Annotated in this window: 15 protein-coding genes; 12 read left to right on the top strand and 3 right to left on the bottom strand. The window is 37.0% G+C overall.

Annotation, left to right across the window (positions count from 1 at the left end; translation table 11 throughout):
* Positions 1–67 precede the first annotated feature (67 nt).
* From ACE01R_RS13365 to ACE01R_RS13315, 11 genes are all read left to right on the top strand, one after another.
* Positions 68–775: a hypothetical protein gene (locus ACE01R_RS13365; protein WP_395551749.1), complete on the top strand. Its 708-nt coding sequence runs from the start codon at positions 68–70 to the stop codon at positions 773–775.
* Between the two features lie 22 nt (positions 776–797).
* Positions 798–1,301 (top strand): type VI secretion system contractile sheath small subunit, encoded by a 504-nt coding sequence (gene tssB / locus ACE01R_RS13360; protein ID WP_395551745.1) that lies wholly within the window; start codon positions 798–800, stop codon positions 1,299–1,301.
* The gene (gene tssC, locus ACE01R_RS13355; RefSeq protein ID WP_395551743.1) at positions 1,294–2,775 is read left to right on the top strand and encodes a type VI secretion system contractile sheath large subunit; all 1,482 of its coding nucleotides are present in this window, start codon (positions 1,294–1,296) and stop codon (positions 2,773–2,775) included. Before tssB ends, tssC begins: the two co-directional genes overlap by 8 nt.
* A gap of 51 nt (positions 2,776–2,826) precedes the next feature.
* Complete coding sequence (locus tag ACE01R_RS13350; RefSeq protein ID WP_174560594.1) at positions 2,827–3,330, top strand: type VI secretion system tube protein Hcp; 504 nt, start codon at positions 2,827–2,829, stop codon at positions 3,328–3,330.
* 78 nt (positions 3,331–3,408) lie between these two features.
* Entirely contained in the window at positions 3,409–3,885 is a 477-nt protein-coding gene (tssE, locus tag ACE01R_RS13345; RefSeq protein ID WP_395551730.1) for a type VI secretion system baseplate subunit TssE, read from the top strand.
* An 11-nt stretch (positions 3,886–3,896) separates the two neighbouring features.
* The gene (gene tssF, locus ACE01R_RS13340; RefSeq protein ID WP_395551729.1) at positions 3,897–5,705 is read left to right on the top strand and encodes a type VI secretion system baseplate subunit TssF; all 1,809 of its coding nucleotides are present in this window, start codon (positions 3,897–3,899) and stop codon (positions 5,703–5,705) included.
* Positions 5,669–6,664 (top strand): type VI secretion system baseplate subunit TssG, encoded by a 996-nt coding sequence (tssG, locus tag ACE01R_RS13335; RefSeq protein ID WP_395551728.1) that lies wholly within the window; start codon positions 5,669–5,671, stop codon positions 6,662–6,664. Before tssF ends, tssG begins: the two co-directional genes overlap by 37 nt.
* A complete protein-coding gene (locus ACE01R_RS13330; protein ID WP_395551727.1) occupies positions 6,661–8,082 on the top strand; it encodes a hypothetical protein in 1,422 nt (473 codons plus the stop codon). Before tssG ends, ACE01R_RS13330 begins: the two co-directional genes overlap by 4 nt.
* Before the next feature lie 46 nt (positions 8,083–8,128).
* Positions 8,129–11,953 (top strand): type VI secretion system membrane subunit TssM, encoded by a 3,825-nt coding sequence (tssM, locus tag ACE01R_RS13325; protein ID WP_395551726.1) that lies wholly within the window; start codon positions 8,129–8,131, stop codon positions 11,951–11,953.
* A gap of 47 nt (positions 11,954–12,000) precedes the next feature.
* Positions 12,001–12,960: a type VI secretion system-associated protein TagF gene (tagF, locus tag ACE01R_RS13320; RefSeq protein ID WP_395551725.1), complete on the top strand. Its 960-nt coding sequence runs from the start codon at positions 12,001–12,003 to the stop codon at positions 12,958–12,960.
* Between the two features lie 66 nt (positions 12,961–13,026).
* Positions 13,027–13,728: an OmpA family protein gene (locus ACE01R_RS13315; protein WP_395551850.1), complete on the top strand. Its 702-nt coding sequence runs from the start codon at positions 13,027–13,029 to the stop codon at positions 13,726–13,728.
* 60 nt (positions 13,729–13,788) lie between these two features.
* On the opposite strand, the gene ACE01R_RS13310 is transcribed toward ACE01R_RS13315, so the two are convergent.
* A complete protein-coding gene (locus ACE01R_RS13310) occupies positions 13,789–15,210 on the bottom strand; it encodes an amidase (RefSeq protein WP_395551724.1) in 1,422 nt (473 codons plus the stop codon).
* 128 nt (positions 15,211–15,338) lie between these two features.
* Positions 15,339–16,754 (bottom strand): PLP-dependent aminotransferase family protein, encoded by a 1,416-nt coding sequence (locus ACE01R_RS13305; protein WP_395551723.1) that lies wholly within the window; start codon positions 16,752–16,754, stop codon positions 15,339–15,341.
* Positions 16,755–16,924: 170 nt separating this feature from the next.
* Here ACE01R_RS13305 and ACE01R_RS13300 point away from each other — a divergent pair, with 170 nt between their 5' ends.
* The gene (locus ACE01R_RS13300; protein WP_395551722.1) at positions 16,925–17,770 is read left to right on the top strand and encodes a hypothetical protein; all 846 of its coding nucleotides are present in this window, start codon (positions 16,925–16,927) and stop codon (positions 17,768–17,770) included.
* 75 nt (positions 17,771–17,845) lie between these two features.
* Here ACE01R_RS13300 and ACE01R_RS13295 read toward each other — a convergent pair whose 3' ends face one another.
* The gene (locus ACE01R_RS13295; protein ID WP_180042552.1) at positions 17,846–18,004 is read right to left on the bottom strand and encodes a hypothetical protein; all 159 of its coding nucleotides are present in this window, start codon (positions 18,002–18,004) and stop codon (positions 17,846–17,848) included.
* Positions 18,005–18,267 lie beyond the last annotated feature (263 nt).

Below are 18,267 nucleotides of genomic sequence, written 5' to 3'. Positions count from 1 at the left end.
AGTCAGTAAGCTTGATTTAGCTCTTATAAATAATTAAATTTAAACTTTAAAAAATTCGAGGCAAATTTTGAATAAAATCAGATTTTTTTTACCCTTAACCATCATCCTTTCAGTCAGTTCATTTACATTCGCGAGTCAAAAGCCCATTGAACTTAAAAAAGGATGTATTAAGGATTATCCTCTCATTGCGGATGAAACTGACCCAGATTTATTAAATATCTATAGTCAAATATGCGATAAAAAGAACAAAAAAAGTATAGCATTACAACATCAATTATCCATTCAAGCAGCCCAAAAGTTCCAGGCAATCGGTAAAAATCTAAAAGCCTTGCAATTGGTTGAAAGTTTAGGCAAACAGAATGTACAGAGTAGCGAAATTACGGATGTCTCTTTTCTTGCCGGTATAGAGATTGCAGAAAATTCTTTACAGCATATGCGTGAGCAGGAAATGCGTTACCTCAAAGCTGACAGCACTTATCCTGCAGCGAAACAGTTGTCCGATCATATTCAGTTATCCTTACCAGAACCAGATATGTCTGATGCGAAAGCCGTTAAAGTATCCTCAATGAAACAAAAAAAATCTGTCAAAACAATCGCAAACAAGCGGGTTTCTGATCAGCGTACAACGTATAAAGAACTTCAGGCGAGCCGAGCAAAAAATATCAATATACAAAGCAAACCTGTAAAAAAAACCACAACCAATACGATGACAGTGAACAGATCACCAGGTAGCAATTCTACTGCTGGTTCAAGTCCATTTGCTTCACTTAAATAAAAACTAAAACAGGATAATCTTCATGGCTAAACGTGAAAGTGTGCAAAAAAAATTACAGCGCATTCGTCCACCACGTGTGCAACTGACCTATGATGTTGAAGTGGGTGATGGTAAAGAGGTAAAAGAATTACCTTTTGTCATTGGGGTTTTAGGTGATTTTTCTGCTGCGTCCGAACTGGAAAAAACCAAATTAAAAGATAAAAAGTTCATCAATGTCGATTTAGATAATATTGATGAAGTAATGCAATCACTTGCACCGCGTGCCGCTTTTCAGGTGGAAAATACCTTAACCGAAGAGGGCGGCTCTATGTCGGTTGACTTAACTTTTAATTCAATGACAGATTTTCGCCCGGAAAATGTGGTACAGCAGGTTGAACCTTTGCAAAAATTGGTTCAAGCACGTGAACGTTTAACCGATTTGCGTAACAAAATTTCCAATAATGAACGTCTTGAAGATTTACTAGATCAAGTTTTACAAAATACAGATCAGGTTCGTAAATTAAGCATGGAGGTAGATCATGAATAATTTACAGTCTGCCGCAGCAACCAATATGGATGTGGAACAATTTACTTTACTGGATTCGATTGTTGAGCAAAGTCGTATTGCCCGAAACAATGAAGAACATGATCGTGCTAAAAGCCTGATTGGTGAGTTAGCCAAAGAAGTCATGGCTGGAACCATTACCGTTTCAGAAAACATGACCTTGTCGATTGATAAGCGTATTGCAGAAATTGATGCTTTGATTTCCAATCAATTAAGCAAAATTATGCATAATGAGCAATTTCAGAAAATTGAATCGACATGGCGTGGTTTATATTATTTCTGCCAAGAGACACCATCGCATTCTTTAATCAAAATTCGTATGTTAAATACGACAAAAAAAGAACTGCTTAAAGATTTCCAGGGTGCGACAGATTTCGACCAAAGCACGCTGTTTAAAAAAATCTATGAAGAAGAATATGGTTCATTTGGTGGTGCGCCATATGCCACTTTGATTGGTGATTTTGAATTTGATCGTACGCCATCAGACATGTATTTGTTGGAACAAATCTCTCATGTTGCTGCTGCTGCCCATGCACCGTTTATTTCTGCAGCAAGTTCCAATATGTTGGGCCTAGAATCATTTACTGACATTGATCGCCCACGTGATGTTTCTAAAATTTTTGAAACTGCGGAATATGTTCAATGGCGTTCATTCCGTGAAAGTGATGATGCCCGCTATGTCGCATTAACCTTGCCACGAGTCTTGGGGCGTTTGCCATATCATCCTAAAGACGGGACGGCAACAGAAGGATTCAACTTCGTTGAAGAAGTATCTGGTCAAAACCATGATGAATATTTATGGATGAATGCCGCTTATGCCTTTGCTACACGCTTAACCAATGCCTTTGATCTGCATGGCTGGTGTGCAGCCATTCGTGGTGTTGAGGGTGGTGGACTGGTTGAAGGTTTACCTGTACATACCTTTAAAACCCATGATGGTGAAGTAGTGTTTAAATGTCCGACTGAAATTGCCATTACCGATCGTCGTGAAAAAGAACTCAGTGATCTAGGTTTTATTCCGCTAGTACATTGCAAAAATACTGATTATGCTGCTTTCTTTGGCGCACAATCGACTCAAAAACCTAAAAAATATGATAGTGATACAGCCAATGCCAATTCGGCTTTATCCAGTCAAATTCAATATATCATGGCTGTTTCCCGAATCGCCCATTATTTAAAAGCTATGATGCGTGACAAAGTGGGAAGTTTTGCATCTGCAGGCAATGTTGAAGCATTTTTGAATGAATGGTTATCTCAATATGTGCTGTTAGATGATGGAGCATCACAGGAAGCAAAAGCACAATATCCACTTCGTGAAGCTTCAGTAAAAGTTGTAGAGAACCCGGCTCAACCTGGACACTACAAGTCGGTGGTCTTTTTGAGACCACATTTTCAGTTGGATGAGTTGTCTGTGTCTTTGCGACTTGTTACTGAGTTACCTCAGTCCTCTAATTAATTAGAGTGCAATTTTATAATAATTTAAAAATAAAACAGGAAAACTTTAAAAATGAAAGATATATACGTTCAATTTCGAGGAAAGTATAAAGTTGACGGCGAATCGCGTGACTCAGAACACAAAGATTGGCTAGAAGTTAATTCCTGGGCGCATAATATCCGTCAACCCAAATCTGCGACATCTTCTAGTGTTGGTGGTCATACTGCTGAACGTGTTGAACATGCAGATATGCTTTTTGTTAAAGATCTGGATGCAACCAGCCCAAAACTTTGGGAAGCCTGTTCAGCAGGTTATACCTTTGATGAAGTTCAAATCGATTTTTACCGTGCCAATGGTGATAAGCGTATTAAATATCTTCAAATCAAACTCAAACATGTTTTGGTATCAAGCGTAACGCCGAACGTCAATGAAGAAGGTGTACCTACGGAATCTTTTGGTTTGAAATATGCTGCAGTAGAGTGGACATATAATCAACAAGATATTAACGGTACACAAAAAGGTGCTGTTACTAAGAAATGGTCACTTTCAAATAATACAGCATCTTATGCTGCATAATTGAGTGATAAAAATAGCGGTTAACCTCTGTTAGCCGTTATTTTTTGCAGAATAATGGTATGAATAAAAAATAAAAACATGAATTTAGATAAATTATATCCTTACGGTTTCAGGAACACTTTATTTGAGCGTTTATTACCCGAAACCGAACAGAATTATCGGGGAATATCGCTGCAACAATTACGCGAATCTGTTGCATCCGATTTAGAAGATTTGCTGAATAGTCGCATGGCGAAATTGAGCGATTTCATTGATGATTTTCCTTTGGCAAAACAATCTATTTTGCAATTCGGGATTATTGATTTTGTTGGCTTATCCACTGCAAATCCCACAGATCGGGATCAAATTTGTCAATCGATTGAACGGTCTATTGCTGCTCATGAACCAAGATTAAGACAGATTAAAGTAGAGATGCTGCTCGATGGACATAATATGGGGTCCTTATGTTTAAGTATCCAGGCCTATTTGAATATTCATCCTTTATTTGAACCGGTTATTTTTGACGCCTTATTAAAACCAGCTACGCAACAATATGTTATTTCTGCACGGTCCTAAGTGAGTTTTCTGTGATTGAAGAACTGTTACTTTATTATGAAAAGCAATTACAAGAATTTGGGCAACAATCGCGTGAATTTGCACAAAAATATCCAAAAATTGCGCAACGATTATCCCTCAATCAAGAACAAATTGATGATCCTCATATTGAACGTCTGATTCAGGCTTTTTCTTTGGTTGCAGCACGCATCGATAAAAAGTTGGACGATAGCTATAACGTATTTACCCGTTCTTTATTTGAAGTGATGTTTCCACAATACCTGAAACCATTTCCAGCCTGTTCTGTGGCGAGCTTCGAAGATGTTCAAAAGCTGAAACAATTTACAGAAGTACATGAAATTGCTACGGCGACAGCGCTAAAGTCTCGGAGTTTTAAAGGGGTGCAGTGTGAATTTACCACGACCCGTCCCGTGAGATTACTTCCTATTTTATTGAATAATTTAAATTTCAAAACCAATCCCAATGTACATATGCATTTAACTCAAAATGCGACACTGAGTTTGGGTTTTCAAATTTTCAATCAAAGTCTAAATTTACTGGTTCATGAAAAACTTCCCATCTATTTAGATGCAATTTCAAATTTTCCTTTACAGATTTTAGATAATATCTTTCAGCAGGATACGAAATTTTCTTTAAAAGTCGGTAATCATTTTATTGAAATTGATAACCCTTTTGAGGTGATGGGCTTTGATGAAAAGGAAAGTTTATTACCTATAGATCAGCATACCCATCATGCATATCGTTTGTTGATGGAATATTTTTGTTTTCCTGAAAAATTTAATTATCTGAATCTGAATTTAGGTTTTTTAAAACATTTAAGCCCTGAACAAACAGAGTTTGAAGTCCTGATTCATTTAAAATTGAATCTGAATGACCAGACCTGTATACAAAATTATACTGAACTCAATATAGCGAATTTTAAATTATTTTCGACACCGGTTGTGAACTTGTTTTATAAACAGGCCGAACCGCAGAAAATTAATCATAAAAAATTAACATATCCACTCATCACCGATGCACACCATCCAGAATTTTATCAAGTATATTCAATACTTGAGATGAATATGATTCGGGAAAAAAGTAATCAAGATCAAGTCACTTTTCCTGTTTTGCCATTTTTTGGTATGAGCCATTATCATCAAGATAATCAGCAATTTTTTTATAGTGTTCATCCTACGCAATTACACAATAAATCAGTGGAAATAGATTATTCTATTATCTCGAAACATTTATCACCCCAGAATAGCAAGTCGGATTTTATCAGCACACAATTGTTGTGTTGCAATCGTGATTTGCCATATGAGGCCTTAAGTCAGGCCAATCATGTGCTGTATTTAAATAATAGTAGCGTGGTACGGCGTGCACTTATCTTAAAACGACCAAGCAAGCCTTATTATTTTGAGCAAAATAAAAAAGAACAATGGCGCATTATTTCTCATCTCTCTTTAAATACCCTGTCTTTGATGAAAGGGGATGCTGTCAGCCATATCAAAGAATTATTAGAACTGTATAACTTGTCAAAATTTAAAGAAAATCATCTCATTATTAACTCGATTAAAAATATCCGTTTTTCGCTGACGCAAAAGCTGGTTGAGGCTAAACCTTTTCCTTTGTTTGTCCGTGGTGTCAAAGTGAATGTGGATATTGATCCCCACATTTTTAGGGGGCATAGCGTTTATATCTTTACTCAGCTTTTAAGTCATATTTTTAATTTAAAAGTTCAGATGAATAGTTATGTAGATCTCATCGTCAGTGATTCAAATACCCAACAGGAGTTATACCAATGCGTGCAGAATGTTGGTGGCAAGAAGCTTCTGTAATTGATGATCTCATCACCACACCTACAGGGTATGAATTTATTCAGGCGACACGTTTATTGAGACACAAACCGAATGCGTCTCAAACACGGTATTGGGCAAATGATTTTAAATTTTTTAGTTCGTTAAATCTTAAATTTCCTGTTGCTGAAATTGAGACATTAACGCTTGAAAATGAACACATTCATGTGACCAATTTGATCGTTGGCTTAACAGGGCTACAAGGTGCTTTACCTTATACCTATACGCATAAAATTAGCCACAGTGGTCGTTATCAAAAGATTGAAACAGTTAACTTTTTAGGCCTATTCAATCATAAGCTGACCGCTCAATATGTCGATGCAAGTTTGGCCTATCATTTACCCCTACGTTATGAAATTGAACAAGAAAATGATTATCTGGATATTCTGCATGCTTTGAATGGTTATGTAAGCCTTCAGCAGGATCAAGCCGAATTAGATGATTATTTCGCTGAATTTTCAGGTTTAATGCAGGGGCAAAATAATACGGCCTATGCTTTAAGCACTATGTTGAAGTGTATGTTTAAAAATAATTTTGAAATCGAAGAATTTATTGAAGAAAAATTTAAATTAGAAAACGAACAGAAAACTGCCTTAGGTGGCTTAAATGCAAATTTATTAGGTATCAATACCTTTTGTGGAGAAAGTATTCGACAAATTGATGGAAAAATAGAAATTAAAGCCGGACCATTATCCATAATGGATTATCTCAATTTTATGCCGAAGCAAAAACTGAGTGAAAAACTCAAAAAAATTCTATCCACCTGGTGTAGTCCAAACTTGATGGTAGATTTACGATTAATTTTAAAAAAAGAAGAAATTCAGCCTCTTTGTTTAGATTCACAATCAGAAATAGGGCTGGCACGAGGCGCTTTTTTAATGCCAAAACATGCTGAACATAATTCAGAAACTTGTTATGCATTATTGGGAGATATTCAATGATTAAACTCCTTTTGGGAACTTTCTGCAGTATTTTTCTACTGGTTGGCTCTGCTGTGATTTATTACTGGCGCGATATTCAATTCGCTCCATCAGCGCTGGATTTATGGTCGTACCTTATTGTTATACCTTTGATTTTGTCTTTAATTCTGCTTTCTCCATATCTCATTTCTCGAGCATATCAAGCGAATCAAAAACGTAAAGCACAACAGCAACGATCAGAACAACAAAATACTGCAGACTATCCATCAGAAAATGCTGTCAAAAGTGATGGGGTGCAATGGCTGCATCTTAATATTTTTTCGTCGTTTACATTCAATGCATTAGGTGAAAATAAGAGCATTATTGAACAATTAAAAAACTTTAAAAGTCCAGAACTGGACTATGATTTGACCAATGGCTATGGCTTACCGGTTTTATCCTACAGAATTGCTGCATTGGATGAAATGCTGGAAAATCAGCAAAATGAACAGGATGATGAGGAAGAACAGGGGCGTTTGCAACGAATAAAAGCTTTAATTCAATATCAATTAGAGCAACAAACTGAAATATTATGGCAAATAGCTGAACATTTAAAACAGTCTGCTTTTTTTTATGATAATGAACTGGCTTACCAGTATCGTATGCATCCTGCATGGATCGATCCAGTTGATCACACTGGTCAGGAAGAGGATCGACCAGTCCAGGTTGAACAAGTATCACGTCTAAATCGACTGAATATTCATGTTTTGTTGGCTGATAATTTAGTACATGTTTGGAATGAATCTTCAAATAATAAAAAGCTGCTTAATTTTGCAGAATCCTTGGGCATTATTTCACAGCAGATTCATATAGAGCACCATTTCCTCAGTCATGAAACGGGTTATCAAGACTGGTTGAATTTACTGCAGCATGTAGCGACGCAATCTCATGAAATATCGTTAATTATTAATGTAGATTCTGAAATTGACCAAGAATTTCTGGATGAAAAAACATGGTTGTCTGATCATTATTTGGCGGCAGAATTTTCATCAAGTTGGTGCCTGACTGCACAAAATCAAGAAATTAACCATATAGATGCCCTCAGGACTCTTAAAGTTGCACTCAACGTATCTGATTTATCGACTTGTTTTCATCAGGTCGTTCCTCATCATTCACAGCATATCCAGCAAGAACAACCCTTTGTCCTCATACTCGATGATCCAACAGAAATCAAAATGATTAAAAAAACCAACCAGGTATTTGCACCGACTTTAATCGAAATGCACCATTTTTTATTCACCCAACCATGTTTTGGACATACACAACAACTCGCAAAAATTTTTGGCTTTATGTTGGGCATGCATCTGCCGGAGGATCTTACAGCAATGATATATAGTCTCGATCAAGCTTCAACCCATGCTTTTTTCCAGGCAAGAATTGAAGAGAATCCCTCTGCATAACACGTCATTTAAATATCATTAAAATTAATAAAATAACGAGAATCGCATGTTTTATACCATCTTAGGTTATGCCTGGCAGTACATAACCAATCCTAAAGCTATCATTGCACTATCTTTTTTCGTGGCTTTGCTGTCCTCGCATAATGTTTTTCCCACAACTATTTTTTGGGCATTGATTATCGCTTATGTTTTAGCCCTGTTAGGCTATGGCATATATTGGCTTATTCAAAGAAAACGTCATGCCAAACAGGGTGCAGCGCTTGCCGAGGCGATTGAAAATGACACTCTGGCTGAATATGGCAAACAGAAAGATAAAGATGAATTACAGCGCATTAACCAGCAGATGAAAGAAGCGATCCAGCTGATTCGCAAGTCGAAGTTGGGCGATAAAAAGGGCAATGCAGCCCTATATGAATTACCCTGGTATATGGTGATTGGCAATCCAGCTGCGGGTAAAAGTTCTGCAATTTATCATTCAGGCCTTAAGTTTCCCTTTGAGGAGTCGCACCAAAAAATGGTGTCTTCAGGATTAAGTGGCACACGAAACTGTGATTGGTTTTTCTCCACAGAAGGTGTGTTGCTAGATACAGCAGGGCGTTATTCCGTTTATTCCGAAGATCATACGGAGTGGCTGGGCTTTCTGAATTTACTGAAAAAAAGTCGCAGCAAAGCACCCATCAATGGTCTGATTGTGATTGTTAGTATTGCTGAATTGATTAGCCAAAGTCCGGAAAAATCAATCCAACTGGCGAAAAGCTTAAGAGCACGAATTCAGGACTTAACTGAACGTTTAGAGGTTTTTGCTCCGGTCTATCTGGTCTTTTCCAAAATGGATTTAATTGCTGGTTTTACCGAATTTTTTGACTGTTATGAGGTGAGTGAGTTTGATCAGGTCTGGGGCGCAACATTACCCTATGACCCTAATTCTGCCAATCACGCGATGGAACTTTTTGAGCGACATTATTCGGTTTTATATGATGGTTTAAAAGGGGGCAGTACCACTCACCTAAGTCGACGTCATGCTCAAAATATCTCTCCGAGTGTCATGACATTCCCTTTAGAGTTTAAGAGCTTAAAACCGGCGTTGAAAACATTTATTGGCACATTGTTTGAAGATAATCCCTATCAGTTCAAACCGGTATTTCGCGGATTTTATTTCACCAGCGCCTTGCAGGAAGGGGTGATTGAAAGTCCAATGACCGAGCAGATTGCAGAGGATTTTCGTTTATCAAGAAATTCAAATAGTGAAAATGGAATTTCAACCAATTCCATCTCACAAAATCATGGTTACTTTTTGAAAAGTTTATTTTCGGAGGTAATTTTAAAAGATAAATATCTGGTGAAACAGCATATTAATCCGGGACGCAAGCGACAACGCCATCTTGCTTTTATTGCCGCACTATTGGGTATGTCAATTATCTTAAGTTTATGGGTTTGGTCTTACCGGAATAATCAACAGCTGATTGCCGATGTACAAGCAGATTTAGACAAAGTCGTATTGTTAGAACAGCAATCTGGGCAAGAATTATCAACACAGTTAAATATGTTGTTGATTTTACAAGACAGAATGCAACAGCTGGATCAGTTTGATCAAAATCGACCAATTAAGTTTGGCTTTGGTCTATATCAGGGCAATGAGTTACGTGAAAAATTAAAAAATGAATATTTAAATGGTGTGAAGCAAATTGTTTTATTGCCTACCCAGCAAAATATTGCGCAATATTTACAAGGCGTGAAAAGCAATGAAGCGACGTTAAAAGCCAATCATGTCAATGTAGAAATTAAAAAGGTTGCGAATAATCAACAATATTTGGAACCATCAGCAAGCAACCCACAAGATGCCTATAATGCATTAAAGGCTTATTTGATGATGAGTAATCCGCAATATATGGATTCAAGTCATTTAAGTGATCAGGTCACCCGTTTCTGGCGTTCTTGGCTGGATGCAAACCGTGGGCAAATGCCACGTGGTGAAATGATTCAAAAGGCAGAACAGATTTTATCCTACAGCATGACGTTAGCGAAGGATCAGAAGTTTCCAGTACTTGAGTCAGATACCCTGATGGTCGATCAGACACGTCAAGTTTTGTTATCCGCGATTCGAGGCATGCCTGCGCGTGACCGTGTCTATAACGAAATAAAAATGCGTGCGGCAGTCCGTTATCCAGCTATTACCGTGCAACAGTTAGCAGGAAACAAGAACCAAAATACAATACTGGGCAGTTATGCTTTACCGGGTATATTTACCTATAAAGCCTGGTCAAATTATGTCAAACAGGCGATTGATGAAGCGGCAAACCAGCCTATGGATACCAAGGACTGGGTTTTAAATAGCACACAATCGGATAACCTGACTTTTAGTGGTAGCCCAGACCAAATCAGTAAACAATTAATTGCCTTGTATAAACAGGAATATGTTGCTGAATGGCGTAAATTTTTAAATGGCATTCACTATGCAAAAGCCAATGATTTCAAACAACAGGCAAAAAACATTGAAGTCCTGGGTGAGCCAGAAAATTCACCTATTCGTGCGATGATGGAAGGCATTGCCCAAGAAACCAGCTGGGACAATCCGGTGGTTCAGGCAGAATTGGCTGGCTCAGAAATGGGGTTTGTGGCGTGGTTTAAACGTAAAATTTTAAGCAATGATAATGCTAAAATTTCTCAGCAAGCTTCGAGTCAAGCCCAGGGCATGATTGCCAAAGAATTCCAGATGTTCTATCAAATGGTACGTAAGCGTGATGATCAGCAAAATAAATCTTTATTAGATGAATACATGCAATCGCTTGCCCAGGTGCGCAGCAAATTTAATGATTTAAAAAGTGCAGGGGATATTGGTCCTTCAGCAATGACTTTGGTGAAAGTCACGATTAATGATCAGAATTCTGTCTTTAATAATAGTCAAAAAGTTATTGATGAAAAAATGTCCATCGGACTGAATGAGCTTGATCAGCAATTGCTACAAAAATTATTGATGCGGCCCTTAACCCAGTCATTTGAAAGTTTATTGATTCCAATGCAGGATGAAATCAATAAATTATGGGTGATCCAAGCAACTCAGCCTTTTACTGAAAATCTGAGCCAAAAATATCCTTTTAATTCTTCTGCGACCTTACAAGCTACCAGTAATGAAATTAGCCAAATTTTTGGTGAAAACGGCAGTATTGCACGCTTTGTAAAAGACCAGCTGGATCCTTTGGTGATTCGTCGTGGCTATAGCTTAAGCTCTAAAACCTGGAAAGATTTAGGCGTGAGCTTAAACCCTCAATTCGTTATGAATTTCCAGAGCTATGTAGCGCCAAGTAATGGCATGGCAACAGGTGAGTTAAATCAAAGCCAAGGAGCAGCTGTAGCAACCAATCAATCAAACTTCCAGTTTTATCCCTTAGAAAATCCACAATTACTGTCTTATACCATTGAAATTGATGGTCAAAGAATGGTCTATGAAAATGGCATCCAACAGTGGGTAAATTTTGTCTGGCCAAATCCGGGAACGATTCCGGGTGCGCGTATTACCGCAGTCGATTTAGAAGGTCAGACCCATACGATTTTTGATGAACCTGGAGAGTATGGCATTAACCGCCTCATTGATAGTGCGCAGCGTACTCAACGTAGTGGCAGTTTTGAGATGATCTGGAAAAATCAGCAAAATCCAGACATGGCGGTGAAATTGAATTTCCGTTTAATTAGTGGAAATACGGGGCATATTGGTTCTAGTCGTGGTTATGCTGGAATGCAATTGGTGAATCAAGTGGTCAATAATAAATCAGTTCGTGTTGTTGCTGCACAAACCGCACAAACACCGGTAAGGACAGTGAAAACTAATGTTAGTTCTGCATTATCGGGGCTCAATGGAGGAGCATCACCATGATTTACACAATACATGATCAGCACAATCAAAAGAGCAGGAGATTATTGATGTATCAAATGAAAACTCTACCACTTTATTATGGTAAATATCCTACACGTGGTGATTTCCTGAAAACTCGTGGTCAGTCTTCTTTAATTCAATTGCTCGATCGATGGATTACTGAAGCACTTGAAAATGCTATGCAATCATCAGACTTTCATTCATCTTATATAAAACTACCGGCTTTGGATTTCTTTATCGCCAATCCACAAGAAAGCAAGTTTTTGGCGGCTAATTTAATTAGCAGTGAAGACAGTTCAGGGCGACAATTTCCAATGGTATTGGGGCATTTATTGGACGCTGAGCTACCATATGACAATATTCTGTATGCTCCTTATAGCTATAAACAGACATTGATTCATTTGTTTCAACAAAATAGGGGCATGCATTCTATACGTAACCCAGAAATTTTACTGGAAAAACTGGGTAAATTAAGTAATGAAATTCAATTATTTACTAATATAGAAAGTGCAGAATTTTATGAGCATCATACTCTTTATTCATTTGCTCAATTAATGAAATTAAGTGCTTATGAGCTTGCTCAAAGTATGATTGGTCTGGGATTATTGTTACAGCCAGTGATTCAGCAAGGCACCATGCGATTAAAAAAAGCACTTATTTTACCTATAAATAATTCAGTTTATTGCTATGAAATTGCTGCTTTTTGGGTTTATTTAATTAGTCATTTTATTGCTAAACAAAATGTTGAGCTATTCATTGGAATTTTACATAGCGATTTGCCAGTACTTTTGGTTGGATTCCAGGGTGCTGATATTATTGCATTAAGTGAAATATTTAATCAAAAAATGGATTCTCAGCATTGGGTTTCATTGGTTCAGGCCAACTGGATTGATACTTATTTAGAACAAAATGCGGGTTTAGCTGCCTTGGAACAATCCTTAACGGAGCGCCAACTTAGCTTAAGTCAAGGTATGAAACTGTTTAGACAAACGTTTATTGCAGAATAAAAAATTATGAAAAAACAATATATTAAAAGTATTTTTTATATCACTTTATTAGCTTCAAATTTAAGTATGCTTGTTTATGCAGAACCCATTGTTGTTGAAGGCGCTGTACCCAATGAAGCCAGTAAACAAGCAATCTTAAATAAAATGTATGCAGTGTATAGTACAGATCAAGTGATTGATAAAATTAAAGTTAAGCCTGTATCTGCCCCCAATGGCTGGAGTGATTCTGTTGCAAAAGTGATTACGCCAGATTTGAAAAAAGTTAAACAAGGAAAATTAACTGCACGTAGTACACAGATTGAATTAAGTGGAAAAATGTCAGATCAAAATGATATTCAGCCCACAACAACATATTTTCAAAGTCTGGTACAAACGCCATATCGTTTAAATACACAATTAACGGTAAATCAGGCTGAACAGAAAATTATTGATGATGCTTTAAAAAATCGCATTATCGAGTTTGAATCGGGTAGTGCAATTTTGGCAGCATCAGGAACCAGAATTTTGGATGAAATGGCTGTGGCTTTAAATAAAGTGGGTGGCAAGAAAGTTAAGATTATTGGTCATACAGACAGCTCGGGTGATGCAGAAAAGAATCTGATATTAAGTCAGCGACGTACAGCTGCGGTAAAAAAATATCTAATGGATAAAAGCATTGCTTCGGACAGATTAAGTGTCGAAGGTCTAGGTTCCAGTAAACCTGTAGCAGATAATGCAACCGCAGATGGACGTAAGAAAAACCGTCGTATTGAGTTTGAGGTTCAATAGGTTATTGCATTTAATACTCTACGGAATAAGGAAGCAGAACACTTCCTTATTCGTTTTTGATCAGGCATCCTGAATTCTACGCCAGGGTTTTGCCTGTTCAATTTCATAGGCCAATTCAATTAAAGTTTTTTCATCACCAATATTGGCAGAAAGTTGCATACTAATTGGTAAGCCATCCACTTGTGTTTGTCCCATGGGGATGGACATACCTGGAGCACCTACCACATTCTGAATTGGAGTAAAGGTAACGTAATTTTGAATCCGATCAAATAATTGATCAAAGGGAAGCCGAGGTGATAGATAACCAATTGGTGGGGTTGTATGGGCTAATACAGGTGAAAGGAGAACGTCATAGTGATTAAAAACGTCTCGATACTGTTGCTGCATTCTTTTTAAACGGTACAAAAATAACGGTGTTTTGTAAAAGTTCTTTTTGTAGAGTCCGGCAAGTCCCACCGTTAAATTATCCAGTTTTTTGGCATTAAATCCTGTCCCAAAGGCTTGTTTACCAAAGGTTTGCAGCATAAAAGATAAAAACCCCCAATATTCACTAAAATCATCAACAAAACTGATAGATATAGGCAACTTAAACTCTTCAACATGATGACCCAAATCTGCAAGTAATTTCGCAGTCTGATTGAGGGTGGACGATGTTTCCTGATCAATTTGGCCTGTGATGGATTGAGTAACCAAACCAATGCGTAAACGGCGCTGGATCGGCTGTTCGATTAGGCCAATTTTAGGCAGTTTTTTATTATAAAATCTTTGTTCCATACCGGCATAAAAATAAGCCGTATCACGGACACTACGGGTGACTACACCTTCACTAATGATATTGATGGGTAAAGAACGTGCTGCATCACTATCAAAAGTACGACCGCGACTGGGTTTAAGACCAATCAAACCACAACAAGCAGCGGGAATGCGAATTGAACCGCCACCATCATTGGCATGCGCAATAGGCACTACACCTGAGGCCACCATTGCAGCAGAACCACCGGAAGATGCACCGCAAGAATAGTCCGTATGCCATGGATTGAAAGTCGCACTGCCATCTTTAAACTCTGTGGTGGCATTTAAACCAAATTCTGGCATGGTCGTTTTGCCTAAAACGACAAAGCCCTGGTCTAAAAATTGTTGACTGATCTTGGGATTAATTAATACAGTCTTGCCATTTACTGCTTTAGAACCATGACTGGTTGCAAGGCCCTGATAATCGGTATTGTCTTTAAAAAAGAAGGGCACACCTGCAAAAATTCCTGTTTGTTTGAAACGGGGTTTTGCTAAAGCACGCTCAAAACATTCAAGCTGAATTGCATTGAGATGCGGATTGACGCGTTGTGCACGTGCAATTGCCGCTGCAGTTACTTCCTGTACAGAAGCCTGTTTATCGCGAATTAATTGTGCGATACCCACGGCATCTAGATCGCTCATTACATCATTATCAAATGCATGAATACGTTTAAAATTTTGTGATTCCATATCATTATAGCCCCATATTTCCCAATATTTTTGTTTTTCATTTGGTCTGATTTTAATCAGCATAAGCGCAGACTACTGATCAATGAATCATTTTACAGCATAATGACAATATTCGCTGTCAATTTAAACTAATCATCCACGATAACGCTTTGCAGCGTAGAAATAACCTTGTCCAATGAATGTTGAATTGAATCAGACCATGCAAATGAACAATTAATTCTTAAATAATGCTGTTTTTGTGCGGTGATGTTAAAAAGTTGACCAGGTGCAATGCCAATTTGCTGCTGGATGAGGGTTTCATAAATGTACATGCTATCTACATTTTTAGGCAGTTTAAGCCATAAAAAATAACCACTTGGATGATATTCAACTTTACATCTGGCTGGTAGATTCAACTCTAAATATCTATAAAATAACAATTTATTATGCTGTAAATTTTTACGTAAATTGCGCAGATGTTTTTCATAATGAAAATTGGATAGAAATTCCACTAAAGCGCTTTGCAGTAAAGAATTGACTGAAATCGTGCTCATTAATTGCAGGTGCTGAATATGCTGTGAGTATTTTCCGGCATGTACCCAACCCACCCGAAACGTCGCACCCAGGATTTTCGAAAAAGAAGAGCAGTGCAGGACTAAATTATTTTGATCATAATAGGTCATCGGTAAAGGCTTTTTATGGCCAAAATACATTTCCTCATACACATCATCTTCAATCATATGAACTTGATATTGATGTAATAATTTTGAAATTTGAAACTTTATATCCTCTGAAACGGTAAAACCTACCGGATTATGGCTATTTAGCATGAACCAGCAGAGTTTTACCGGATAGGTTTTTAAGATATGTTCAAAAGCTTCCAAGTCAAATCCATGTTTAGGATGTTCAGGAATAGTGACCACTTTTAGGCCTAATCGTTCAGCCGCTTGCCAGGCACCATAAAAAATATTTTGCTGCAAGATAATATAGTCACCAGGTTTGGCAATCGCTTGTAAGGCCAGGTTTAGTGCATCCAAAGCACCCGATGTAATGACAATGTCATCTGGATCAGTGGGTATGCCTTGCATACAATAGCGTTGGGCAATTAGTTTGCGTAATGAAAAATTTCCTGGAGGCAAACTATCAATGGCATCATAACTTTTTTTATTACGTGCGATTTGTCCCATAATTTGCGTTAGTTTTTTAGAATAGACCAAATCACTGTCTGGAAATGCCGAACCAAATGGAACGATGTGTTCGCCTTGAATGGATTTGAGATATTTAAAAATTAATGAATTGATCTCAATATTGGAATTGAGAGAAACAATTAAAGGTGCATTGTGTTCATGGTCTGCATATGTATTTGCAATGTAGTAGCCAGATTTTTCTTTCGCATAAATTAAACCTCTAGATTCAAGCTCTTGATAAGCATTCATCACAGTAATGAGGCTAAAGCCGGAAAGCTGCACTTGTTCACGTAAAGAAGGGAGTTTTTCATGGGCTTTAAGTGTGCCACTTTCAATCAATTGTCTTAATTGATGAGCAAGCTGTTCTGACTTATACATGTTGAAGTGTGAGTTATAGAAAGTGACTGTGTATAAATATAGCGCTATTTAATCAATATTAAAGTATTTTTATAACAGATTTGTTTGAAAATACTGATCTGTTATAAATTTTATGTCTGATGTTGTATCTATCAAATTTGAAAATATTTGCAATACTAGCCAACAATTAAATGCAAACGCATGATGAAAATATACGTACAGATGTGGAAATGGAGTTACAAATGTTTGAAATATCGCAACTAAATTTGATCCATCAGTTGCTGTCAGGATATGAAATTTCTCCGCAGATTGAAGGCTTAATTAAGCAAAAATATTTAAATGTCGAAGCTACGCTACTCAGAGCAAAAATGCTCAGACAAATAGAAGAAGCAGGGCATATTGCTATTCTGCAAGACCCCCTTACAGTGCATGTTGAAGATTTGGCTTATTTATTTTCACCCTTTATATTGGCAAACTTGAATCAAAAGGTTGTTTATTACACAGTCAAAAATGAGCAAAGTTTAAGCATTTTGTCACGTTATTATCAGGCCAACCAAAGTAACATTAGTTTTAATTTTGATGAATTATTGGATAGTTTAGGACTATCTATACAATTAAATGAGGATGAAATGAGCCCGAAAGATTCATTTTATTTAAATTTAATCAATGCTTTATGTAATTCAAAAATATCTAGAATAATTTGTATTACGCGTTTAGATATCAATCTGGAGCTGATTAATCTAATCGCTCATTTTCTGCATGTGCAGATTCAAATCATCACACTGGAAAATCAAACTGAATATATAGATATAAATAAAATCAATATGTTACAGTTATTATTTAAGAACAAAAATGATGAATATATACAACTTTGTACAAAGCTTTCTAAAATTAATGGTAAATTACTGAAAATATTAGATTTATATAGTCTTGATCAAGCACAATTACTGGTAGATGATATGTTTTATTCCGAGCATATTTTTGAAAAGCTTTCGGTCTATGGTGAATATATGCAAACTAAAATTCAATATCATTAAAATAAAAAAGCAGCATTTTTGATGAAAATATGCTGCTTGATCGTAGCTGTAGTTATGGCTGTGATTATGTAGCAATTAGGGAAGATATGAATTATCGGCGCCAACTACGAATGCGACACCGATACAGAATAACAAAGCATAAATCCCAAACCAAATAATGGCTCGCTTGAACGCTTTATCTGAAATTTCACTGTCAGCGTATTTTTGCTGTTTTTTTGGCTCTTGATCGTTCATCAGCTTTCTCAATTTGGCTATCTGTCAGGTTAATTATTGACGATGTAACAGAGCATCTATAGATACAAAAAAGTGAAATATTTATATAACAGTTATAGTTATTAATTTGCGGTTGTGAATTGATGAGGCATATTCATACTTATTACAGGATTTAAATTTCTTTGTTCAATGATTGCTTTCTGAGCTTTACGACTCGGCATACTTTTCTTGGCGCGGGAGCGTTTATTCTGCTTTTCCAACTCTTCATGTTGCTGTTGAATATG

Source organism: Acinetobacter sp. BSP-28 (genome assembly GCF_044130285.1).
Classification (GTDB): Bacteria; Pseudomonadota; Gammaproteobacteria; order Pseudomonadales; family Moraxellaceae; genus Acinetobacter.
Note: the sequence above shows the minus strand (reverse complement) of the source record. Positions and strands in the feature narration are given on the sequence as shown.